Origin of the sequence: Nostoc sp., from assembly GCF_036917315.1 — a bacterium.
In the GTDB taxonomy this organism is placed as follows: domain Bacteria; phylum Cyanobacteriota; class Cyanobacteriia; order Cyanobacteriales; family Nostocaceae; genus Nostoc.
The window spans coordinates 124,118-146,089 of the sequence record NZ_JBALDR010000048.1 but is presented as its reverse complement, the minus strand read 5'-3'; the positions used below and the strand labels follow the sequence as shown (position 1 = coordinate 146,089).

Annotated in this window: 21 protein-coding genes; 5 read left to right on the top strand and 16 right to left on the bottom strand. The window is 45.0% G+C overall.

The window, feature by feature from the left end; all coding sequences use genetic code 11:
• Positions 1-106 precede the first annotated feature (106 nt).
• From V7K84_RS21940 to V7K84_RS21925, 4 genes are all read right to left on the bottom strand, one after another.
• Positions 107-571, bottom strand: coding sequence for a YbhB/YbcL family Raf kinase inhibitor-like protein (locus V7K84_RS21940; protein ID WP_334841130.1), 465 nt, complete (start codon positions 569-571; stop codon positions 107-109).
• 40 nt (positions 572-611) lie between these two features.
• Positions 612-1,724 carry an L-dopachrome tautomerase-related protein gene (locus V7K84_RS21935; RefSeq protein WP_334841128.1) on the bottom strand — a complete coding sequence of 371 codons (1,113 nt, stop codon included), beginning with the start codon at positions 1,722-1,724 and terminating at the stop codon, positions 612-614.
• 283 nt (positions 1,725-2,007) lie between these two features.
• The gene (locus V7K84_RS21930) at positions 2,008-4,437 is read right to left on the bottom strand and encodes a glycoside hydrolase family 65 protein (protein ID WP_334841127.1); all 2,430 of its coding nucleotides are present in this window, start codon (positions 4,435-4,437) and stop codon (positions 2,008-2,010) included.
• Complete coding sequence (locus V7K84_RS21925; RefSeq protein WP_334841126.1) at positions 4,427-5,380, bottom strand: ribokinase; 954 nt, start codon at positions 5,378-5,380, stop codon at positions 4,427-4,429. Before V7K84_RS21925 ends, V7K84_RS21930 begins: the two co-directional genes overlap by 11 nt.
• A 341-nt stretch (positions 5,381-5,721) precedes the next feature.
• Here V7K84_RS21925 and V7K84_RS21920 point away from each other — a divergent pair, with 341 nt between their 5' ends.
• Positions 5,722-6,969: a SufS family cysteine desulfurase gene (locus V7K84_RS21920; RefSeq protein WP_334841125.1), complete on the top strand. Its 1,248-nt coding sequence runs from the start codon at positions 5,722-5,724 to the stop codon at positions 6,967-6,969.
• Here the strand turns inward: V7K84_RS21920 and V7K84_RS21915 are convergent.
• On the bottom strand, positions 6,964-7,617 hold the full coding sequence (locus V7K84_RS21915; RefSeq protein WP_334841492.1) for a MarC family protein: 654 nt from the start codon (positions 7,615-7,617) through the stop codon (positions 6,964-6,966). The genes V7K84_RS21920 and V7K84_RS21915 overlap by 6 nt on opposite strands.
• Before the next feature lie 845 nt (positions 7,618-8,462).
• On the opposite strand from V7K84_RS21915, the gene V7K84_RS21910 reads away from it, so the two are divergent.
• A complete protein-coding gene (locus V7K84_RS21910) occupies positions 8,463-9,503 on the top strand; it encodes an SDR family oxidoreductase (RefSeq protein ID WP_334841124.1) in 1,041 nt (346 codons plus the stop codon).
• 147 nt (positions 9,504-9,650) lie between these two features.
• The gene (locus tag V7K84_RS21905) at positions 9,651-9,932 is read left to right on the top strand and encodes a transposase (RefSeq protein ID WP_334841123.1); all 282 of its coding nucleotides are present in this window, start codon (positions 9,651-9,653) and stop codon (positions 9,930-9,932) included.
• A gap of 173 nt (positions 9,933-10,105) precedes the next feature.
• Here V7K84_RS21905 and V7K84_RS21900 read toward each other — a convergent pair whose 3' ends face one another.
• Positions 10,106-10,549 (bottom strand): globin family protein, encoded by a 444-nt coding sequence (locus V7K84_RS21900; RefSeq protein ID WP_334841122.1) that lies wholly within the window; start codon positions 10,547-10,549, stop codon positions 10,106-10,108.
• Positions 10,550-10,813: 264 nt separating this feature from the next.
• On the opposite strand from V7K84_RS21900, the gene V7K84_RS21895 reads away from it, so the two are divergent.
• Positions 10,814-11,065 (top strand): hypothetical protein, encoded by a 252-nt coding sequence (locus V7K84_RS21895; RefSeq protein ID WP_334841120.1) that lies wholly within the window; start codon positions 10,814-10,816, stop codon positions 11,063-11,065.
• Here V7K84_RS21895 and V7K84_RS21890 read toward each other — a convergent pair.
• The 10 genes from V7K84_RS21890 to V7K84_RS21845 all read right to left on the bottom strand — a co-directional run bounded on the left by V7K84_RS21890 (position 11,030) and on the right by V7K84_RS21845 (position 17,586).
• Positions 11,030-12,592: a GMC family oxidoreductase gene (locus V7K84_RS21890; RefSeq protein ID WP_334841118.1), complete on the bottom strand. Its 1,563-nt coding sequence runs from the start codon at positions 12,590-12,592 to the stop codon at positions 11,030-11,032. The genes V7K84_RS21895 and V7K84_RS21890 overlap by 36 nt on opposite strands.
• Positions 12,593-12,672: 80 nt before the next feature.
• Positions 12,673-12,993 carry a DUF4278 domain-containing protein gene (locus V7K84_RS21885; RefSeq protein WP_334841116.1) on the bottom strand — a complete coding sequence of 107 codons (321 nt, stop codon included), beginning with the start codon at positions 12,991-12,993 and terminating at the stop codon, positions 12,673-12,675.
• A gap of 14 nt (positions 12,994-13,007) precedes the next feature.
• Positions 13,008-13,286, bottom strand: coding sequence for a hypothetical protein (locus V7K84_RS21880; protein ID WP_334841114.1), 279 nt, complete (start codon positions 13,284-13,286; stop codon positions 13,008-13,010).
• 186 nt (positions 13,287-13,472) lie between these two features.
• The gene (locus tag V7K84_RS21875; RefSeq protein WP_334841112.1) at positions 13,473-13,658 is read right to left on the bottom strand and encodes a hypothetical protein; all 186 of its coding nucleotides are present in this window, start codon (positions 13,656-13,658) and stop codon (positions 13,473-13,475) included.
• A gap of 191 nt (positions 13,659-13,849) precedes the next feature.
• Positions 13,850-14,404: an alternative oxidase gene (locus tag V7K84_RS21870; protein ID WP_334841110.1), complete on the bottom strand. Its 555-nt coding sequence runs from the start codon at positions 14,402-14,404 to the stop codon at positions 13,850-13,852.
• 52 nt (positions 14,405-14,456) lie between these two features.
• Complete coding sequence (locus V7K84_RS21865; RefSeq protein ID WP_334841108.1) at positions 14,457-14,738, bottom strand: hexameric tyrosine-coordinated heme protein; 282 nt, start codon at positions 14,736-14,738, stop codon at positions 14,457-14,459.
• 129 nt (positions 14,739-14,867) lie between these two features.
• Positions 14,868-15,395 carry a universal stress protein gene (locus tag V7K84_RS21860; RefSeq protein ID WP_334841107.1) on the bottom strand — a complete coding sequence of 176 codons (528 nt, stop codon included), beginning with the start codon at positions 15,393-15,395 and terminating at the stop codon, positions 14,868-14,870.
• A gap of 114 nt (positions 15,396-15,509) precedes the next feature.
• Positions 15,510-16,157, bottom strand: coding sequence for a nitroreductase (locus tag V7K84_RS21855; protein ID WP_334841105.1), 648 nt, complete (start codon positions 16,155-16,157; stop codon positions 15,510-15,512).
• A 62-nt stretch (positions 16,158-16,219) separates the two neighbouring features.
• Entirely contained in the window at positions 16,220-16,627 is a 408-nt protein-coding gene (locus V7K84_RS21850; RefSeq protein WP_334841103.1) for a hypothetical protein, read from the bottom strand.
• Between the two features lie 20 nt (positions 16,628-16,647).
• On the bottom strand, positions 16,648-17,586 hold the full coding sequence (locus V7K84_RS21845) for an NAD-dependent epimerase/dehydratase family protein (protein WP_334841102.1): 939 nt from the start codon (positions 17,584-17,586) through the stop codon (positions 16,648-16,650).
• 460 nt (positions 17,587-18,046) lie between these two features.
• Here V7K84_RS21845 and V7K84_RS21840 point away from each other — a divergent pair, with 460 nt between their 5' ends.
• On the top strand, positions 18,047-21,532 hold the full coding sequence (locus V7K84_RS21840; RefSeq protein ID WP_334841101.1) for a two-partner secretion domain-containing protein: 3,486 nt from the start codon (positions 18,047-18,049) through the stop codon (positions 21,530-21,532).
• Positions 21,533-21,972: the final 440 nt, after the last annotated feature.

The window sequence follows — 21,972 nt, the reverse complement described above, 5'->3', positions numbered from 1 at the left end:
ATGTATTCCGAGAGGCTCTGCGTCCTTTTTCTTAACGAGAGGCGGAGCCTCCCAGAATTCGTTCCCAGGCTCCAGCCTGGGAACGAGGCAAAGAATTATATAAATGTCAGGACTCATAGACTCCAACCAGCCGCGCTTGTTCAATCGCATGGTCAGCGATCGCATTCAGTAGTTCCTCGCGGTTGATATTTGGCTTCAGGTCAAGCTTTGCATCTAGGGCATATAACCAGAAATAGTAATGGTGAGGCCCATGCCCTTTTGGTGGAGCAGGCCCGGTATATCCTGGCTGATTGCTACTGTTCATACCTTCAGTAAATTTACTACCATCTCCCTCTGCAATCTGGTTAACCGTTGGCGGAATCCCATAGATTAGCCAGTGGGTAAACCCCTGTGGCAAGGGCGCATCTGGATCGTGACAGATGAGTGCTAATTGCTGGGTTCCGGCTGGTAGTCCACTCCATTCCAAGGGAGGTGAGATGTTTTCACCGTCGCTGGTATACTGTTTCGGGATACGCTCAAGAGAAGTAAATGCAGGGCTGTGAATCCGTAAATCTTTGATATTCAACGCCATTATGTATTACCTTTCGCAACAATCAGTTGCATTGAAGAGTTTATCGCAGCAGCACAGGTTGAGCATTAATGCCAATGCGGAAAAGACTATAAGGCTTCTGACGTAAATCACGCCCCTTTTGGTAGCTTGCTTGACGGTGCAACTGGTTGGCTGTGACGTAAAGATAACCGTCTGTTGCTAATGAAAGGGTATCAGGCCAAAGCAGGCGAGGATCGTGTACTACCGTTTCCCATGTTCCATTAGGATGACGACGCAAAATTGCATTGTGTTCATAATTCGTCGCATAAATACATCCGGCTGCATCTGATTCGAGTCCATCTGCACCGCCGCCTTTATCCCCCTCATCAATTACTGTTGCTGCAACAGCACCATCGTCGATCGCTCGATCTACAAGAGCATCAACTGCAACACTATAGAGACGACGACTAGCAAGCGGACAGTAATACAAACGCGATCCATCTGCACTAATGGCAATTCCGTCTGACCCCATTTTGACGGGTTTGGTTGACCCATCTGGTTGACGTTCCATGAATGGACGACCCTCAACCACAGGCAAAAAGTTGGATAGTTCTTCAGCTTTTGTGGAAGGATGATCGTGTAGCTTGCGCCAACTTTCACCCGATGCCAAATCCACAACAATAATCCCATTTGCGCCTCGATCCGATGAATCGGTAATGAACGCTGTACCCTCAGCACCTCGCCGCAAATCAAACCGGACATCATTAAGGTAGGTTGTTGGCAATGCTACATCTTGGGGAAAAAGAATCGTTTTGATGACGCGATCGCTGGTTAAATCAACACAAACCAGCTTGGGGCCGCCGTACTGTGTCGGTTGGAACATCGGACTACCAGTATCGAGAATCCACAGGCGAGCGCGGGGGTCAACCACAACACTTTGCACAGATACAAGCGTTTCTGCAAGGTTATCTGGGTTCGTGCGATTAATTTCCTCATTGGGATAAGCCACTGGGCGACCATCTCGGATTTCTGCCACCGTGAATTCAACTTCATCGCCCCATTTAGGAAAGTTGACAAAGATGCGTCCTTGATGAGATACCGTTACACCCGTTGGCATAGCACCGTCAAAGTGGGCAACTGGCTCCAGTGTGCCTAATGATTCATCCGTTGGAAGCTTCTGCAATTGACTAACCATAGCATTCTTTCTTGTGTGCGATTACTTATTAGCTGATATCAAATCAGTAGTTTTACGCTATTATTTATTTTTGATAGTATTCACTACAACGATTCTGATATTGCCCTGAATTTTTGTTTGTAATGAGTCTGCAACAATGTTGCCTAGTTCCTTGAAAGCTTGAGCCGATTACAAGCTTTCAACTCTTACCATCCTACGGAAGCAGTAGTGCGATCGCGTCTTCCTAGTGAAAGAGAACAACTGTGTATTTGAGAGTCATTAATAGAACGTCTACCTCTCAAGTTCAATGGCTCTTAACTGAGGAAACCGAATCTAGCAGGTTAATAGTAATTGAAGTACCAGGTTGTAAATCCATCACATCACCCCAGCAAATAATTTGGACGGATGATGAGTTAATTGGCGATGCTATTACATTTAGATTACTATCGATAACTTCAATTTCTAAATCGTTCCCTTGATGCTGAAGGCTAACGCGAAATCGGTTTAGTGAAGTTGGAAGGTATGGATCGAGACAAATATTACCACCGTAAGCGTGTAACCCAAGGTAATGGTGCTGAAGGAGATGCAGTGTGCCTGCCATTGCTCCCAGGTGGATGCCATTTTTTGTCTCTTGACTACTCGCCCCCGATAAATCGGCAAACAGTGTTTCCATGAATAGCTGCCAGGATTTTTCGCGATCGCATCTAGCAACTGCCCCAGCATACACAAGTCGGGAAAGGCTGGACTCATGCACCGTATGCTGGAGATGATGAGCCATCGTCCTCTGCATTTGTGTGCGATTAAAGGAATAACCATTACGCTCTAGTAATTTTGTCAATTCTGCTTCAGACAGTAAAAAGAACAGCATCGCGGTATCTGCTTGCTTGCTAACCTGATAGCGATTGACATCATCCCCTTTTGCTTCCAAGATTAAATTAACTTGCTGATTATAGAATGGCTGCACATCAAATTCTTGCAAGCGATCGAATCCTTCGTACTGGCTTAAAATACCGTCGTCAAAAACTACGTGCATCTTCCGGCTCACAGTATCCCAATGGTTGATTTCTTCTTGGCTCAGGTTGAGGCGAGTGTAAAATTCACGACAACACGAAGGTGGCAATAGATTGAGGACTTCTTGTGTTTTACAGAGCGTCCAGACAGCCATGACGTTTGTGTAAGTATTGTTGTTGATGCCGGGAGTTTCGGCATCTAGATAAGCGGTATGATATTCATCAGGCCCCATTACACCACAAATTTCGTAGCGATCGCAGTCAGGATTATAGGTGGCAATACTCGCCCAAAAGCGGGTAATCTCAACCATCATCTCTGCCCCGTAGTCCATCAAAAAGGCAAGATCGTTCGTGAGATTGTAGTAGCGCCACAGATTACAGGCAATGATAGCGTTAATGTGATGCTGCAAGTTTGTGCGATCGCGCATCCAATGTCCTGAAAGCAGGCTGAACTGAAAACGGGGTGTTTCTTCACGCCCAGTACTAGCACTGCGCCAAGGAAACATTGCCCCTTTGTAACCGTGTTGATGGGCGAGAATTTTTGCTGCACTGAGGCGACGGTAACGATATAGCAGCATCGATCGCGCGATTTCTGGAAAGCGACAGGCAAGAAATGGTAGCACAAAGGTTTCATCCCAGAAAATGTGTCCGCGATAATCCTCCCCATGCCATCCCCGCGCCGGGACTCCCACATCTAAATCTGCTGTATGAGGCGAAACTGTTTGCAGGATATGAAAGATATGCAACCTTAACGCCCGTAAATTTTCTACTGGCTCAAGTTCAATATCACAGCGCATCCAGAGCCGTTTCCAAGCACATTGATGATCAGTTAGCAATTCGGCAAAGCTGGAAGCATCCTGGATTGCCTGCCTTGCTGCTTCAGCACTTTCGGCGATCGCGTGGTCACGGGAGGTATAGAGGGCAGCAATTTTCTCAATTTGGATTGCTGCACCCCGATCGACCTGAAGCCGCAACTGCTCGCTAATTTGTGCAGTTTTGCGATCGACAGTTCGGGACTTTACTTCATGACTATCCACAAAAACACAGGTACGCGTTGCCACAGCTATCTCGATTCGAGACTGCTTGGTTCGCACCATCAACCAGATGCCCTCTGGTTCAATGGTTCCAGTTGTTAATGGCTCCAGATGTTGCTGATTATAAGGTTCGTAGCGTTTGACGTTGTTGTTCGTCACCCGTCCGTCGATCGCTGAACAAATTTCCAGTTCACCCGACCAGTTTTCGGCGGTTAGCTGAAGTTGCAATCCGGCAAGGTGGGGTTGAGCCATACTAACAAACCGTTGCTCGTGCAGTTTAGTTTGTCGTCCCTGCGGATCGCGAAATTGTATCTCACGATGTAGAACCCCACCTTTAAGATCCAGCGTTTGGCGGTAAGTTAGAATTTCAACGGCATCAATAGAAAACCAGTTTCCGCCATCAATGCGAAATATTAGCGGCAGCCAGTTGGGTAGATTGACAAGGGATTCATCCTCGGACACTTCACCTTCAATATATGTTACCAAGCGGTTATAAAGACCTGCTCGGTAGGTTCCAGGATAGTGGATCTCGTCGGCTGTTGCTGCGATCGCTGCCGCACGAGTGACAAAATAGCCATTGCCCAGCGCACAGAGTGCTTCCCGATGCCCTTCATCCTTTGGATCGTACCCATCAAAAACAAGGCTCCAAGCCTTTTTGGAGTCGTAAGTGTTGTTATTATCAGAGAACATAAGTTTGGGGTGTGAGTCGTTGAAACATGTCATCAATTTCCGATCGCGTCGGATAGGCTGGTTGAGAACCATACCGGGTGACGGTAACGTGGGAAGCCGCCGTTGCCAAACTTGCAGCATCCTGAAGCGATCGCTTTTCTAGTATTGCTACAGCCAGTGCGCCTGCAAACGCATCCCCCGCCCCTGTTGCATCAACAACATCCACGGGAACGGGGGGAATATGCAGTGTTTGCTCGTGGTTCATCAGCACGCAGCCTCCGTCTTTCAGCTTCACACAAGCATTCTTGACTCCTCGATCTAGAAGATGATGTGCGGCTTGAATTGCACAATCCACCGAATCAATCTTGATTCCAGTTAACTTCTCTGCTTCCCCTGCATCTGGAACCAGATAAGTCACTTGTGAGAACAAATTTTGCTCCACGCGATCGGCTGGAGATGGATCGAGAATTACTGGAAAATCTCGCTCACAGGCAGCATTAATCGCAGGTTCAACAATAAATGGCGCAATCTCATAATCGACAACCAGCACTGAACCAGAAGGAGCGTTGGCGATCGCATCTTGCACAGTGGCAATATCTTCCTTTGTCCAGATGTTATTTGCGTTTCCAGCCAAAATAATTCCTTTTTTGCCATCGGGGGGCACGGTAATCATGGAAACACCCGTCGGTTCGCCCTCGATCGCATTTACATATTTCAGGTTTACCTCAATCTCCCGGAGGGGTTTGAGCGCCTGTTCTGCCAGCGTATCGGCACCGACATGAGCAATAAGCATAGCAGGAAGACCCAGTTTGCGAGCGAGATAGGCAACATTGGCTGCCTTACCTCCACTCAGTTGCAGAAAATCACTGGCAAGAAGCGTCTCACTTAGGTCTGGACGGCGATCGACTCGTACCTGAAAATCTGCATTAACGCTACCGAGAGATATTATGCTTCCCTGACTCATAATGTCTTGTGTTTTTAGATTCAATAGGAGATTATCAGCCGCCAGACTGCGAAGACAATCTCACTAGTTGCATTAAAGCCTTTTGTATTAATACAAGCATCTAGCTTAAGTTCACTTCCAAGTACCCGCGATCTTAAACTGCTCCTTATACCAATTTAGATTTAAGCCAAAAGGTAGGGCAATTCTTTGAGTCTTGCATTTACGCTAAAGAAGTCTTTAAACCGAATTTTATAGCTTTTGACTTTTTGACTTTTTCTAATGTCAATTGTATGGTCATCTGCTTAACTGTCCATTCCTTATTATCTTGCCTGAAATCAAACAAATTAAGAGTTTTTTAAAGCATGGTTATAAATCAGGAAAAAGCACTTGCCGAGAAAGTTCGTAATGACTTCCCAATTTTACAGAGAACAGTTAACGGTAAACCTTTAATTTACTTCGACAACTCTGAAGCTTCCCAAAAGCCATCGATAGTAATAAATACATTAAAAGATTACTACGAGCAACATAATTCTAGCGTGCATAGAAGTATGCACGTTCTCGGTAAGGAAACTACAGAAGCTTATGAAGGAGCGCGATCAAAATTAGCTAAGTTTATCAATGCTGCTTCACCGCAAGAAATTATTTTTACTCGTAATGCAACTGAGGGGATTAATTTAGTCGCTAATGATTGGGGCATTAATAATTTGACGGCAGGCGATGAAATTATCATCTCGGTGATGGAACACCACAGCAATATTGTTCCTTGGCAAGTACTTCAGCAAAAGACAGGCGTAGTGCTGAAGTTTGTTGAACTGGATGAGAATGAAGAATTTAATTTGGCACAGTTCCAAACTCTCCTTTCAGACCGAACTAGATTGGTTTCTGTTGTACATCTATCTAATACCTTGGGTTGTATAAATCCTGTAGAGAAAATTATTGCGCTTGCTCGCCAAGAAGGGGCAAAAATTTTAATTGATACCTGCCAAAGTCTTCCTCATCTACCTATCGATGTCCAAAAAATGGACTGTGATTGGCTTGTTGGTTCCGGTTACAAAATGTGTGGCCCTACAGGTATTGGCTTCCTTTATGGTAAATCGGAGTTACTGCGGTCAATCCCGCCTTTATTGACTGGAGGTGAAATGGTCGATCGAGTCTTCCGTAATTACACTACTTATAAAGATTTGCCTCATAAATTTGAAGCGGTAACACCGTCAATTGCAGATGCGATCGCTTTTGGTGCTGCCATTGATTACCTTAGTGAAATTGGCATGGATAACATCTATGCTTACGAAACAAAACTGGCTAAATACTTACTCAAACAACTGCAACAAATTCAGTCCATTCGCGTTTATGGGCCGCAATCAGAGAACGCTGCTGTGGGTAAATTAGCGATTGTCATCTTTACTATTGAGGGTATCCCTGCTAAAGATTTATCCTCTCATCTAGATATGGCTGGAATTGCTATCAACGCTGGCTTACACGCTACTCAGCCTTTACACGATTACTTGGGAGTTGAGTCAACTACACGAGCAAGCCTGTACTTTTACAACACCTACTCTGAAATCGACGCTTTCATTGCCGCTATCAAAAAAGTGATAAACAATTCATAAATTGAAACTTGTAAATATTGATAGGTGTCTTAGCCAATCACTGATTCCATTAAGGATTAACTGGACACCTACTGCCATAATAAAAAAACCTAAAATGCGGCTAGAGGCTCTAATACCTGTTTCTCCTAACCAAAGTAGTAACCAACTAGAAGCTCGAAAACATAAATAAATGACTATTCCTAAAATAAAAATTGCTAATAACACTGCTAGAAAATTCGTGAGAGTTGCTACAGAAAAAGTGTGTCCAGCTTGAGCCGATAAACCTAATGTTGCAGCAATAGCGGCTGGCCCCGCTAATAGAGGAATAGTCATTGGCATAAACGAAATGTCTTCATGCTCTTCACTTTTTTTAACTGCTGCTTTATTTTCCTGTACTGTTAACTTTGGTCGTGCGCTCATCATTTGCCAAGCAGTATGAAATACGACAATTCCTCCAGCAATACGGACTACTTCCAGGGAAATGCCAAAAAAGCGTAAAATCCCTCCTCCGATTAACAGAAAAACTACCAAAAACAAAGTCGTATATTGGGCTATTTTTTTAGCACAATGATGACGCTCTTTAATAGAGTTTTCAGATGTTAGTACAAGGAAAGTAGGAATATTTCCTACTGGATCTACAATTGGAAAAAGTGCCACAAAACTCCCCAATGTAAACTCTGGAAATGGGTGTAAGTTCAACTTTAACTCCTGTTATATTAAGGAATAATTCATAATTGTGAAAATTTCTATGTAACTGCTTAATGCTTACTTTTTATACTATTTAAACCGATAATAAATTTTTAACCTTTACTATCCTAAGAAAACTACTATGTCGTTGCGTCCTCCTACTGAAGTGGCTTAGTTTGATCCAGTTGCACTAACACAGATCGCTGTCCTACTTCTTCAACGAGTTGCGCTGTGCGATCGGCTCATGCGATCGGCTCATGCGATCGGCTCATGCGAACACCTATTTGAACACCCATCTATCAGGTTAAAGATTACTCTTTATCTTTTCATCTCACCAGGGGAAGTTACATGGATGAAACTGCTCTATCTACTGAAATAGTTTTGCTTAATGCTAAATACAAGATGCAAAACCATCTTCATACTCCTTAACTCCCCATTCCCCATTTATTAATAATGGCGATCGCTCCTACTGATAGATAAAGCACGAAATTGCTTCAAAAACTAAAAGTTGAATGCAACCACATATATCTAGCTAAAGTTTTGTATCCAAGTCTTATTAAGCATTACTTTAGATAGGTTTGCCATGAGGTAATTCTCAATTTCTTTAAATACATTTGTATTCGGAAACACACAGCAATAATTTACAACTAATCTCATTCTGTAGTTAGAGGTTGGGAAAAAGAATACGTAGTTAATTGTTAAGTAGCAAAAATAAAGAATCAAACAACACGGATAAGAAGCATTACCTGCCCTGGCATTTGCGGATCTGCCGAGAACCTGCTTTCAAATCAATTCAGTGGAGCAAAATCCAAGTCAATAAACTCAGTATGGAACAAAAAAATATCTTCAAAAAAGCCTCACGTCGTCAAGTTCTCGGCGGGCTATCTATTGGCGTTGTCGCAGCGCAAACAGTACCAGTCTTCGCACAACAAACATCTACCCCAGCAAATCAACAAGTGACACCTAACCAAGAAACACTCAACCAGTCTGTCAAGCAGAACCCAGTTAAGCAATATCCGAGTCCACCCTTTTCGCAACAACCGCAGGAGCCACCCGGTCTTGCTAGCAAAATGATCCCGCGACCCGATCACGGTGAGAAAAGTTATGAGGGTTCTGGACGGCTAGTAGGACGTAAAGCGCTCGTCACAGGGGGCGATTCTGGTATTGGTCGGGCAGCAGCGATCGCCTTTGCGCGTGAAGGTGCTGATGTTGCGATCAACTATCTCCCTGCTGAGGAGCCAGATGCCCGTGAAGTTATCCAACTGATTAAGGCAGCAGGACGCAAGGCGGTGGCGATTCCTGGCGATATTCGGAACGAAAACTTCTGCAATCAACTTGTCGCTAATGCCGTGCGCGAACTCGGCGGACTCGATATTCTGGTCAACAATGCTGGTAAACAACAATCTGTTGACTCGATTCTCGATCTCACAACCGAGCAGTTCGACTCAACGTTTAAGACGAACGTTTACGCGATGTTTTGGATTACCAAAGCTGCTGTGCCGCACCTCAGTCCCGGTGCAAGCATCATCAATACCTCCTCAGTCCAAGCTTATGACCCTAGCGAGAACCTGCTTGACTATGCCCAAACCAAGTCGGCGATTGTCGCCTTTACCAAGTCACTGGCAAAGCAGCTTGCGAAAAAGGGTATCCGTGTGAATGCGATCGCGCCTGGGCCTTACTGGACACCGCTCCAGGTTAGCGGCGGTCAACCGCAGAGTAAAATTGAGAAGTTCGGCGGTGACTCACCGATTGGACGGCCCGGACAGCCAGCAGAGCTTGCTCCCATGTACGTACTCCTTGCCTCACAGGAGTCGAGCTACGCTACTGGGCAAGTGTTGGGCGCATCGGGTGGAAGTGGGAATCCTTAATACCCAACCAGCAACACAGCAATTCACATTAACTGGTATCCGATCGAATTAACTACCGATCGTTCCATAACGAGAATTAGCGATCGTAGTAATTCCCCCAGGACAGGTATTTTAAAAGAGACAGTCATAGTATTTGAATCGGGTAAAATGGCTCGAAAACCTTATCCTACAGACGTTTCTGATGTGGAATGGAATTTAATAAAATTAATGATTCCACCAAAACGTCAGCGAAAACGTGGAAAAAAGCGTGAAGTAGACATGCGGGAGGTAGTAAATTCGATCTTTTACATATTACGTGCAGGTTGCTCGTGGCGAATGATGCCTCACGATTTACCTGCTTGTCTTACGGTATATTCATATTTCCGACGCTGGGAGCGTAAAGGGTATGGCAAAAAATTCACACAGTATTGCGATCGCGCTTTTTCGTGAATACCAACCAGATGTAACGTTAATGGATATCACTCTATTGAGCAAAAGTTTCAACTTTTAGGGGACGACAAGTTAGAGTTAATTGCATATATTTGTACAGAAAGCCGCCAAAGCTTCAACTAAGGAGCAGCCTAAGCCGAGCGGAATGACTTTACTGGCTTCAATGGAGGCTCTTAAACTTGTTGAGCATGAGGAGTCAGAATCTTAGATGAGTAGTCTGTACCGCTCAACATTAATTCAGTCACGACTGTATACGCCTCGACCCATGCCTGCTCAGTATTCGGTGTCCAGGCACTCCCCAAGTAAATCGAAAACGTTTTTAACAACGTACTACCTACCATCGGATAATGTTCAGGCAGCACGCCATACTTAACATGTCGAGTTCCTAGTCCCTGAAGTGCGTTAGACAAAACGTCGGGGTTGCGGAGATTTTCTACAACCAGAACAAGTGATTTGAAAAGTTGCTTGGCTTGTTTTCCCATGTGAGTATTAGCAAACAGTGGCTTGACCTCTGGATAGTCCGCAAACAAAGTTTTATAGAAGTGAGCCATAAACTCGGTTTCCTGGGCTTTAATCTGTAAAAAACTGGATTCCAATAATTCAATGTTTAAAGACATATATTCAGTTCCTCTTGTTTACTGTTTATAGTTTGCTAAATTTCTGTGAATTCTTTTATGAGCTAGCTCATAAAAGCGTTTAAACACGGGAAAAAGTTAAATTGGAGAAGAGAATGATCGGATTGCTTGATTAGGGTGGCAGGGCAATGCAAGTTACGATTGAACAATTGCGGCAAATTTAACTTTTTTCTGGACTCGATTTAGATCGGCTTGTCCAGTTGCGAACTCATGCTGTAGTTAAACAGTATTTGCGGGGAGAAATTATTGCTGCATGAGGGCGATCGCTTGTCTGCTAAACTCTTTGCTGTTTTGGGTGGCAGAACGGAACATAGATTACAGTTGCGATCGCGTTTGCCCTACTACCAGATTGCTCGCAGCATCGGGATTACCTATGAAGAATGTGTTCGACTGTTCAAGCAGATTCAGGCAGGTGTCACTTACCAGCGAGGCGGTAAAATTCTGGTGTTAGACCAAAAGAAGTTAGATGTGTTCGCTCAGGGTGAGTATTTGCTGTGAAACGCGACCTTTGGCTTTAATTAAATCGGCTGCTTTTTCGGCGATCGTAATGGTGGGCGCGTTCGTATGCCCCGTGGTTAGCGTTGGCATAATGGATGCGTCAACAACACGCAACCCCTTAATCCCATGTACCCGAAGTTCAGGGTCTACAACTGCCATTGAGTCAATACCCATTTTACAGGTACCAACTGGATGATACACCGTACCGCAGGTTTCCCGGATGTAGGCTTCTAGTGCTGCATCGCTAGTCACGTCGATACCCGGCGCGATTTCTTTGCCTCGAAACTCATCAAAGGCACTTGTATGAAACAATTTGCGGATTAATTTAACTCCCTCAACGAGCTTTTGGACATCAGATTGACTTTGCAGATAGTTCATCTGAATGATTGGTGGGTCGTTGGGGTCAAGCGATCGCAACTTGACACTACCAATATTTTGGGGGTGGGTCAAAGTGACTAGACCTGTAAATCCCAAACTAGAGTGAGCATAGCCAGGAGGTGCGAACAGAATGGGGCCGAATATCAGTTCTAAATCTGGTGCAGTGTCTAGATTACCCTCGCTATGTAAAAACAATCCAGATTCAGCGATGCCATTACTAGTAATTGCAGTATGCAAATCAACAGTTGCCTCGTATGGCACAGGAACAACAACGTGGTCTTGGAGGTTTTGACCAACCCCTGGCAGATTAGCTACGAGTTCAATCCCCAAGGCTTGTAATTGTTCTGCATCGCCAATACCCGACAGCATTAGCAGTTTGGGCGAATCGAATGCGCCCGCACTTAAAATCACTTCGGAGTTGACCCTGACTTGGTGCAGCGTTCTTTCGTGTAGATATTCCACCCCAACAGTGCAGGTGCCCTCAAACAACAATCGAGTTACCAACGCGCCTGTTATTGTTGTTAAATTGGGACGCTGGAGAATCGGCACCAGAAATGCCGCAGCAGCACTGTGTCTTTTCCCATCCTTGACTGTCAACTGAAAAAATCCCGCTCCTGACTGCTGCATTCCGTTGAAATCAGGATTGTGGTCATATCCTAGTGCCACCGCAGCGTCTACAAATCGCTGGGATATTGCAGTAGGGGAAATGAAATCGGTGACACTCAACTCGCCATCAACAGCGTGGTATTTAGAGGCACCGCGTTGCTGGTTTTCAGATTTCTTGAAATAGGGCAACACATCTTGGTAACTCCAACCGGGATTACCTAATTCCTGCCAGTGGTCATAATCGTGAGGATTACCTCGGATATACATTAAGAAATTAATCGAACTGCTACCCCCCAAAACTTTGCCACGGGGACAAAAGATTTTGCGGTTATTTAGGTAGGGTTCTGGTTGGGAGAAATATCCCCAGTCCACCTCAGTGCCTAGTAGATTTGTGCATTCTAACGGAATCTGAATCTCTGGTTTCGTATCTGGATTACCTGCTTCGAGTAATAACACAGTTGTATCAGGGTCTTCTGTCAAACGATTGGCAATTACACAGCCTGCCGAACCTGCACCAATCACAATATAGTCATATTGAGTCATGAAATTCTCCTGTACCTTTGCTGTTTTTCGGTAAATAAAATTGCTAGTACGACAAAACTTTTAAAGAAACTTTTTCATTATTATTTTTGCCATCCCAAAATATTGATGAAAAATTTTCTAACTTTTAGAGCGTTAAAAGGTTGAGAGAATGTTGTATAAACTTCTCCTGTAGGCGTTTTCTCCACAAAATAGGTGACTCCCCGATAAATTAATTGATAAGCTACTCGTGGTGTAGAAACTTCCGCAGGTTCGATATTTGGGTCAACACGATAGGTTTGCCCACGATAAGTTAGGTTATAAGCAGAACCTTGATGATGAACTGGTGCAAATGGTCGTGTTGCTTTTTTAGCCGCTTCTCTTGAGTTATATTCGTAACTAAGACCGCGATAGTAAAGTTTCATTTTTTGCTCAGAAATTATTTATTTTTACAGGTAATCACATACCTATTTGGTGTTTGCTTAATTGGTGCAGGTTTCATTTTGGGTTTAACTGTGGGATAGCAAGAGACATATACCGCAGAATTATCTGTCCAAGTCAGTAGATAAGATTTGTCGCTAAGTTTAGTTAATGTTGGTGGAATATTTGATGCAGTAGCCGCAGCTTTGAAGTTAACTTGAGAAAATGCAGCGATTCCCACAGCAGAAGCGCCGATAAGTAAACTAATACTTGTTATCCAGGTTGTTGATAGTTTCATCCAAATTTCTCCTTACAAATTAAGCGTTTTGAGTTTCATTCAGTTTTCTGTTCATTTCCCTTACGTTTGAGCAGAAAAGGCTTTTCACCATACTTGTTACTCAGCTAGATACGCCTGTTCAAGCAAATCCAGGCGATTAACTAGTTGGACAAAATTAAATTCATTCATAGAGACAGGGAACAGAGATCAGTCTGGTTTATCTGTGATGAGCGATCGCGTAGCGTCTTGGAGAGAAGCTTCGCCTTCGGCGATCGCAGCGATCGCTTCAAAAACTGTATGGGGACTTTTGAAGGTTAGCCGCGCTTCTGGTTTCTGGAGTGCCACCATTGTTTTCACATGTTCGCATTCATCATCACGGATGTTCGCGAACACATCGTAGAGATTATTTACGAATGGCACTAAGAAAAGGGAAAATCGTTGAGGCAGCAGGGGTGCAGAGGAGCACAGGAGCAGGGGAGAAAGAAGAAATTTAGGCATTGCGTTCAGATATTTAGAAATTCCCCTCTGCCCCCCTGCTCCCCTGCCCCTCTGCAATCCCTACGCCGCTTACCTTTCAGCTTAACTTAGTGCCATTCGAGATTATTTCCCTTGGGACGGCGAAATTCATGGTCTGGTGCAGTCTGAACTTCATCAAACATATAGAGATCGCCATCACGATAGAAGTTGATTGCGACTTGGGGCGCTCTTTGAGCTTTCAGTTGGGCTTCATAGGTTTTCAAGTATTCGTCATAGGTATGGTAGGCATGACCTTCAATCAGTTCCATCAGATAGTAGGCATAAGAGGGAAACAGCATGTAAATCAGCACGACTACCCAGTAGTAAGCTACAGCTACATGTTGAGCGACGAAGCGATCGATCCAGTAGCGATCGCCACCCAGTGATTCCATAATCAACAGATGATGTAATTCGTTCCAGGTTTCAGCAAAGTGAAGTTTCAACAAGTCAGCTTTGCGCCAGTAACCTAACGTCTCGTAAAGATGCAGCACCGAGAGATAAGAAAAGTAAGGAACGCGAGCGATCGTTTCCAGCACATAAAATCGAGGGTAAGAACGATTTCCGTAGACAAAATCGACAATAAATACAAAAAAACTGACGATCGCTTGAATCAAAACTTTCATGGTGAATTCCTCTAGAATCAGAACAAATCCCTGATTTGACGATTTCGAGATATTACTTGCGCCAGTAGTTATTAGCAGCTGCGATCGTGGCAAACTCTGTTGCAACCGTCTGTCCAACTGCAATCAGCATCATGGCATCATTGCCATATACGTCTCGCAGTTGGTTGCGTTTTTCTTCGTCCGGCTGAGTCAATTTAATAATTAACCGTGACATTTTGACTGCCAGTTGTCGTCCTTCTTCTGGTGTCTCAGTCAATAGTGAGTTATTAGGAACCAATGTTACTTCGGGTGGTCTTACAGCAGGTGAATTGGTTGGAGCTATTACATTATCCATGTCAAAATTTCCTAAATTAATGTTTACTTGAGAACAATTTCGATTCCACGGCAACAACTAAGGCAAAAGCTTGAAGTTTATGAATCTAACTTTTGCATCACCACCAAAAAAGATATTCACAGCCTATTCTTAATGAACTATTTGAGCTTTATTGACTACGGGTACTTCAAATTTAAGAGGAACTGGAGCATAAACAACATGCACGGAACAAGGAGCATGGTGAAACACATAATTACTCACGCTGCCTAATATCAACTCATTCAAACCAGAGTGTCCTCGACGACCGATTACAATTAAGTCAGCGCCCCAAGTTCGAGCAAGTTCACAGATATTCCGGCTGGGATTGCCAGAATTTTGGGTGAATTCAGTACTCACCCCGGCATTGGTTGCTGATTCTGTATACGATCGCAATAACTTCAAACCCTCTTCTTCGTAACTTTGCCACTGCTTCCAATAATCCTCTAGAAGTTCTCCATGCAATGGGTGATATTCGAGAGTAACCAGTGTAGGTATTTGGGGGCTATTCTTTTCTTCACTAGAGAGGATATGCAATAGCATCAGGCTTCCTTTAGTTGCCTTTGCTAGAGTAAGCGCTTCATCAAAAACAGCATTACCATTTGCGGAACGGTCAATTGCAGCTAGAATCTTGCTAAACATAAAATCTCCTGAATTAAACAAATCAAAGAATTTTTAAACCATTAATGGCAGTAAGAACGCAGATACTCTTTTGCACTTGTGTTTAGCGTTTAGTAGAAAAAATCCAGCCTTTTCTCAATCGCCCTGAAACGAGACGTTATTCTCAACGGACTCACGGCTTATATGCAGATGATTAGCGGGAAAATCAGGATCGGAATAGCCGACGGCTAAACCACAAATGATTAACAATTCCGGTGGAATGTTCAACTCGTTGCGGATGATTTCGGGATAATCCGCTAGCGAAACCTCTACGCAAGTGCCAATGCCACGAGCAGTTAGGCTTAACACCAACGTTTGTAAATACATCCCCACACTTAAAGCATCGGCAACGCCCAAATCTTGGTGCATACAGACAATAGCAACCATTGGTGCGCCAAAAAATTCGTAATTACGCAGAACGGCCAACTGTCTGTTTGCTTTATCGTCACGAGTAATCCCCATCGCCCCGTAGACTTCTGCTCCCAGTTCCTGGCGGTAATGCTGGAAGGCGGAAGGCAGAGGAGAGACGCTGGGCTGCTGCTTGGCTTGGTTTAGCAAAGCCTCTTGCAAGCGATCGCGGCATCCACCTTGGGCAAACACCAACCGCCACGGCTGAATGTTTGAATTCGACGGCGCGAGCTGCGCTAGAGTGAGGGCTTCATCGAGCAAAGCCCGTGGCACTGGTTGAGATAAGAATTTGCGTGTTGAGTGGCGGTCTTTAATAGTTTGGTCAAGATCAAACATATCTTATCAACCTCTATGAGAAATAAATGCGGCTCAACTGTGATTAAAACGATCGAAACAATTCATATAACCTTTTCTGGTTCCTGAATCGTTTTCAATGCCCAGATGCCAATCCAACAGCCGAATCCATCCACAATTAATGTCAGAATGGCTGTGATTTGGAATAGCAATCCCCAACCTGCAAAGGAAACTTGAGAAACATGATCGGGGGTAATTACGATCAAATGATTGTAGATTCCAAAAAGGACTGATGCTGCCATTGAAAAGAGCAAGAGCCAGCTACCAATGCGGTAAAACTGTGTCCAAAGTAAAACGACTGCAATGATGGGAATCGCATAAATCACAATACCCACAAATAAACTCTGAAGTATTGAGAGGGGAACAGGGATTTCCACATGCGCTAAACCATGTAGTCCATGTACGATCGCATGGATGACCGCGATCGCTGTTCCATATTGAGCAATCTTCATTTTTCTTTTCCCTTCAATTCTTAACTGGCATGAGCCACGGCGGTGTTAACCATCCATTCCAAGGGTCGGGGCTGAAAATTTAATTCGCGTTTTGCCTTAGCATTCGATGCGCCTCGCATCTGAGTACCATAATAAACAGCATCCGCACCACTAATTCGCAGAGCATCCTCAACCGATACTTGCGGAGGAGGTGGAGCATTCAGCCATTGAGCATAAGCAGAAAGCCACTGGCGCACTGTTACGGGTTTATCGTCCGTAATCAGGTAAATGCCAGGATTACCCCGTTCTGCTGCTGCAACTGTGGCGATCGCTGCATCTTCAATATGAATCCACGACCATACGCCTTCCCCATTTCCAACGATCGGGAACTGTTGCTGGCGAACCTGTTGGGCAACATCGCCATCAGGGGCAAACCAAGTACCGGGCCCGTAAAGGAAGCCATAACGCAGAGCAATTCCTTCTAGGTTGGGGTTCCCTAGTAAGTCACGCTCGATTTCAGTGACTATGTGAGCATCTGCTGCAACCGCAGGCGAGGCATCAAAAGCTAGTGGCGTTTCTTCGTCTGCCAAGCCTGCGCCGGGAATTCCCCAGAATGCGATCGACTGCCTCAGATAACGACGCACGCCAGCCGCTTGCGCTGCCGCTAACACATTTGCACCGCCTTCTCGACGGATGCGAGTATTCAGGGCTGATGCTGCACTCATCGACTCGCTAGTATAGGTTTTGGGCAGGGAAGTGAGTTGTTCAATCACCACTTCCGGCTGAGTGCGGGTGATGGCAGCTTTAACAGTATCTGCATCGAACACATCTGCGATCGCTAATTCCACGCCTTGTTCAACTAAAGTTTGTGCTTTTTCTAAAGAACGTGTCAACGCAGCTACTTCATGTCCTTGTGCTAGCAGTTGCGCGATTAGCGTCCGACCGATAGCTCCCGTAGCGCCTGCAACAAAAATCTTCATTTATGAACCTCCTGTTGAAACCTGTGAAATATTTATTTATAGATAAGACGGGTATAGAATTGCTAAATTTGCAGCGAAACTTGGTTTATCATTTGATGATGTGAAACTTTACCTTTATCCTCTATATCTCTATATATTTATGGGTCTGAGCAAATCGAGATTATGCAGCTATTGATAAAAAAAATCGGGCGTTGCTGAATCATAGGATGATTTCGCCCAATTTAGAACGAATTATCAATGGTTTCACCCGCCAATTCATCGCACATTTATGCAACGCCAAAATCGAACTTACAGCCATCAATGTAAAATCTTGCTGTCTGTCAACTCAGGTTGTAAAGAAAATCCGATCGTTATTTGCAATTGCTGAGTCTTTTCCGGTAATCTTTATGACTAAAGTATTTTTATGTGGAAACTGGGCTCAACATTTTTGTTCAAGCGTAGCTGGAGGCAAGGCAGCAAGATGAGCCAGTGGCGTATACATCTATCGGTTTTTATAGGCAGTGCTTTGTGGATACTGGGTTGTACCCAACCGAACGCAGCTCAAGTAATACCCGATAATACACTACCTGTGGGGGAGCGATCGCAAGTATCTGGCAATCCCAACTTCCAAATTGACGGTGGGGCAAAACGAGGGGGCAATCTGTTTCATAGTTTCCAATCGTTTTCGGTGCCGACGGGAGGCTCTGCCTACTTCAACAATGCCGCAGATGTGCAGAACATTTTCAGCCGCGTTACAGGTGGATCGATCTCCAATATTGATGGTGTGATACGGGCAAATGGGACTGCCAATCTGTTTTTCCTCAATCCCAATGGCATTATTTTTGGTACAGGTGCGTCACTTAACATCGGGGGTTCTTTTGTTGCCACTACTGCTAACGCGATCGGGTTTGCTAATGGCGAATTGTTTAGCAGCAATGCGACTCAACCTTTACCTAGTCAATTGCTAACCGTTAATCCCAATGCTCTCTTCTTTTACCAACTAACGCCCCAGCTGATTGTCAATCAATCGACTGCGAATGAAACAGGTTTACAAGTTCCCCCAAGACAAAACCTATTACTGATTGGAGGATCGGTTCAACTGGATGGTGGACGGTTAACTAGTCCAGGGAGCTATGTCGAGTTAGGGAGTATTGGTGGGGGGGTAGGGACGGTTGGATTGTCAACCACTGACGAAGATTGGCGGTTGAGTTTTCCCGATAATGTAGCACGGGCAGATATTTCTCTCAGCAACAATGCTAGGATGAACGTTCTCGCTGGGGGTGCTGGGAGTATTGCGGTTACGGCTCGAAACTTGACCCTGAGTGGGGGAAGTAGACTTCGGGTAGGAATCGATGAAGGTTTAGGCTTTGTTGGCGCTCAAGCAGGGGATATTCAGCTCGATGCGACAGAAACAATAAACCTGCTTGATGGCAGCACCATTCGTAACGAAGTACTTCCTGGAAGCAAGGGTAACGCAGGTACTATTACTATCACCACTGGATCGCTTTCTCTTGCAGGCGACGCACGACTGATTTCTGTCACCAGTGGACAGGGAGACGTAGGCAGTGTAAATATTATTGCCCGCGATCGCGTCTCTTTGGATGGCAGTAGTGTATTCAGCGCCGTACAAAACAATGCTAACGGTAACACTGGCAGTATTAATATTACCACGGGATCGCTTTCTCTTACAGGGGGCACTCAACTGATTTTGAGCGCAAGGGGACAGGGAGACGTAGGCAGTGTGAATATTAATGCCCGCGATCGCGTCTCTTTTGATGGCAGTTATCTACTCCATACCGTGGAACAAAGTGGCATTGGTAATACTGGCGATATCAACATCACCACAGAGTCGCTTTCTTTTACCAATGGCGCTCAATTGATTGCCGGCACGAATGGGCAGGGAAATGCTGGCAGCGTGAATATAAATGCCAACGATCGCGTCTCCCTGGATGGTGAATCCTCAGATGGAGCCGTAGCCAGCACTATCTTTACAAGAGTGGAGCCAGGATCTGTGGGTCAAGGAGGAAATGTGACGATCGCAACTGGGTCGCTGTTTTTAACCAACGGGGGGGCCGTGAATACAGCCAATGTTGGTGGGACAGGCAATGCCGGTCGCGTTACCATCCATGCTCGTGACACCGTACAGATTAGTGGAACAGCCCCTACTCTTACAGACAACCGCAGTGGGGTATTTACCTCGGCGACGCCAGGATCTCTGGGAAACGGGGGAGACGTAATCATTACTACAGGCTCACTGTCTGTTTCTGACCAAGGGCGAATCATCACGAACGCTGAAGCGCAAGGCAATGCCGGGAATATTCAGATTCAGGCAAGCAACACCGTCTTGTTTAATGGGGGAGATGCCATCAGCACGCTTGAGCCAGGGGCAATGGGCAAGGGAGGCAATATCAACATCACAGCGCGATCGCTCTCACTCTTCAATGGCGCTCAACTCTCAGCTACCACCTCTGGAAAAGGAGATGCTGGCAATATCAGCATTGCTACCTTGGATACAGTAAATCTCTCTGGTGTAAATTTCTCAGGGGATGCAAGTGGCTTATTTACTAGCACTAAACCATTAGCTACTGGGAACGGAGGTGAAATTCGCGTTGAAACAAGAAATTTGCAGGTTACTAGTGGTGGAGTTCTCAATGCTCAATCCTTTAGTAGTGGACGGGGTGGTGACATCATAGTTAGTGCCGACACGGTGGGTTTGAACGGTGGCGGGCAACTGCTCACCACGACTTCTAGCAATGGTCATGCAGGCGACATCACTGTGAACACTCCAGACCTACAACTATCTGGGACAACCAGTGGTCTGTTAGCTGGTACCACCAGTACAGGAGATGCAGGTAGCTTGACCATTCAGCCACGAGGAAACGAGCAAAGTGTCAGAGTGAAGCTGCAAGACGGGGCACAAATTTCTGCCTCTACCTCTGGCAGTGGTCGAGGTGGAGCGTTGACCATTGCTGCCCCAGAGTCGATTACTCTCACAGGTGATGGTTCGATCATTGCTGCTGGGACTGGTGGTAGTGGTGCGGGTGGGGACTTAAATCTCCAAACGGGAACCCTCAGCATTCAAAATCAGGCAGAAGTGACGGTCAGTAGTTCGGGTACAGGCAATGCAGGTTCGCTGTCTGTGGATGCCAATCGCATTTATCTCAACAACCAGAGCAGCATCCGAGCTGACACCACAGGCGGTGGAGGAAATATCTTTTTGCGTACTCCCTTGTTACTATTACGCAATGGAAGTTCTATCACTACCAATGCCACTGGCGAAAATATTCCCGGAGGTAATATCACCATCAATGCACCAGATGGTTTCATCATTGCTGTTCCCCAAGAAGATAGTGATATCAGCGCTAATTCTAAAGATTTTCGTGGTGGTCGAGTCGCAATTAATGCCCAAAGCATTTTTGGGATGCAGTATCGCAGCAATACACAAACTCCACAAAGTGATATCACTGCTACAGGGGCTAGTCCACAGTTCGATGGTTCAGTGCAAGTCAATACACCAGATGTAGATCCCAGTTCGGGATTAGTCCAATTGCCAACTGATTTTGTAGATCGGTCTGGTTTGATTGCTCAAGGCTGTCCAGCAAATAAAGGTAATTCGTTTACCATCACCGGACGCGGCGGTTTGCCACCTCTACCAACCCAAGCGCTTCGCACTAATCAAACTGCAACTGTTAATTGGGTGACATTGAATCCTCAAGAACAAAGGAGTGCAAGTGTAGGGGAGAATTCGCATTTAAGGGGGATTAAAAGCCCTAAATTAGAAGTTCCGCAAATCAGCCCGACTCTTGTGGAAGCTACTGGTTGGGTAATTAACAAGTCTGGCACAGTGGAGCTAACAGCCTTTGCACCTATACCTACTCATACCAATACTTTTAATTCTGCGATCGCCTCCACCGGGAATTTGCCCATCGCAGCTTGTCCATCTCAAGCCGCCGCTATTCAAAAATAATGCAAGTTGCTTTTTCTTGGACTCAAGTGTGGGAGAAGCCCTGAAAATGTTGAGTTTCGTTCCTCAACCCAACCTACGCAGGTTAAGGTTTTCATGGCTAACTGAACCGTATTGCGTTATAAGCCAGTGTATAACTAATAAAACTCACCTACTTTACCAGTCTATTTTTAAATAATTAGAAGACTGAGGAAGTAATATCTCCTTTAACCAACTTTCAAGTTGTAAATGCAAGCCAAAAGGTACAGGACTGACACAAAAACCCTGTACAAACCTCTTTGCTTGGCGCTCTCGGCGTCCTTGGCGGTTCGTTATTTCATTATTGTTCTAAGCCAAAATTCCATATAAAAATAAACTTGCACATTTGGGATGCTCCCCCGTTTTACTCCTAAATTCTGCTGTAATTGCATCTGACAATTGATATCCATGTCAACAAGAGGAAA

Bases quoted from the DNA above. Each gene is read 5' to 3' on its own strand.
- V7K84_RS21850 (WP_334841103.1), bottom strand. From the start codon at position 16,627: ATGAAGATTGCTCAATATGGAACAGCGATCGCGGTCATCCATGCGATC.
- V7K84_RS21930 (WP_334841127.1), bottom strand. From the start codon at position 4,437: ATGTTCTCTGATAATAACAACACTTACGACTCCAAAAAGGCTTGGAGC.
- V7K84_RS21910 (WP_334841124.1), top strand. From the start codon at position 8,463: ATGGAACAAAAAAATATCTTCAAAAAAGCCTCACGTCGTCAAGTTCTC.
- V7K84_RS21840 (WP_334841101.1), top strand. From the start codon at position 18,047: ATGAGCCAGTGGCGTATACATCTATCGGTTTTTATAGGCAGTGCTTTG.
- V7K84_RS21860 (WP_334841107.1), bottom strand. From the start codon at position 15,395: ATGTTTAGCAAGATTCTAGCTGCAATTGACCGTTCCGCAAATGGTAAT.
- V7K84_RS21865 (WP_334841108.1), bottom strand. From the start codon at position 14,738: ATGGATAATGTAATAGCTCCAACCAATTCACCTGCTGTAAGACCACCC.
- V7K84_RS21855 (WP_334841105.1), bottom strand. From the start codon at position 16,157: ATGTTTGATCTTGACCAAACTATTAAAGACCGCCACTCAACACGCAAA.
- V7K84_RS21920 (WP_334841125.1), top strand. From the start codon at position 5,722: ATGGTTATAAATCAGGAAAAAGCACTTGCCGAGAAAGTTCGTAATGAC.
- V7K84_RS21925 (WP_334841126.1), bottom strand. From the start codon at position 5,380: ATGAGTCAGGGAAGCATAATATCTCTCGGTAGCGTTAATGCAGATTTT.
- V7K84_RS21845 (WP_334841102.1), bottom strand. From the start codon at position 17,586: ATGAAGATTTTTGTTGCAGGCGCTACGGGAGCTATCGGTCGGACGCTA.
- V7K84_RS21870 (WP_334841110.1), bottom strand. From the start codon at position 14,404: ATGAAAGTTTTGATTCAAGCGATCGTCAGTTTTTTTGTATTTATTGTC.
- V7K84_RS21890 (WP_334841118.1), bottom strand. From the start codon at position 12,592: ATGACTCAATATGACTATATTGTGATTGGTGCAGGTTCGGCAGGCTGT.
- V7K84_RS21900 (WP_334841122.1), bottom strand. From the start codon at position 10,549: ATGTCTTTAAACATTGAATTATTGGAATCCAGTTTTTTACAGATTAAA.
- V7K84_RS21935 (WP_334841128.1), bottom strand. From the start codon at position 1,724: ATGGTTAGTCAATTGCAGAAGCTTCCAACGGATGAATCATTAGGCACA.
- V7K84_RS21940 (WP_334841130.1), bottom strand. From the start codon at position 571: ATGGCGTTGAATATCAAAGATTTACGGATTCACAGCCCTGCATTTACT.
- V7K84_RS21885 (WP_334841116.1), bottom strand. From the start codon at position 12,993: ATGAAACTTTACTATCGCGGTCTTAGTTACGAATATAACTCAAGAGAA.
- V7K84_RS21905 (WP_334841123.1), top strand. From the start codon at position 9,651: ATGGCTCGAAAACCTTATCCTACAGACGTTTCTGATGTGGAATGGAAT.
- V7K84_RS21880 (WP_334841114.1), bottom strand. From the start codon at position 13,286: ATGAAACTATCAACAACCTGGATAACAAGTATTAGTTTACTTATCGGC.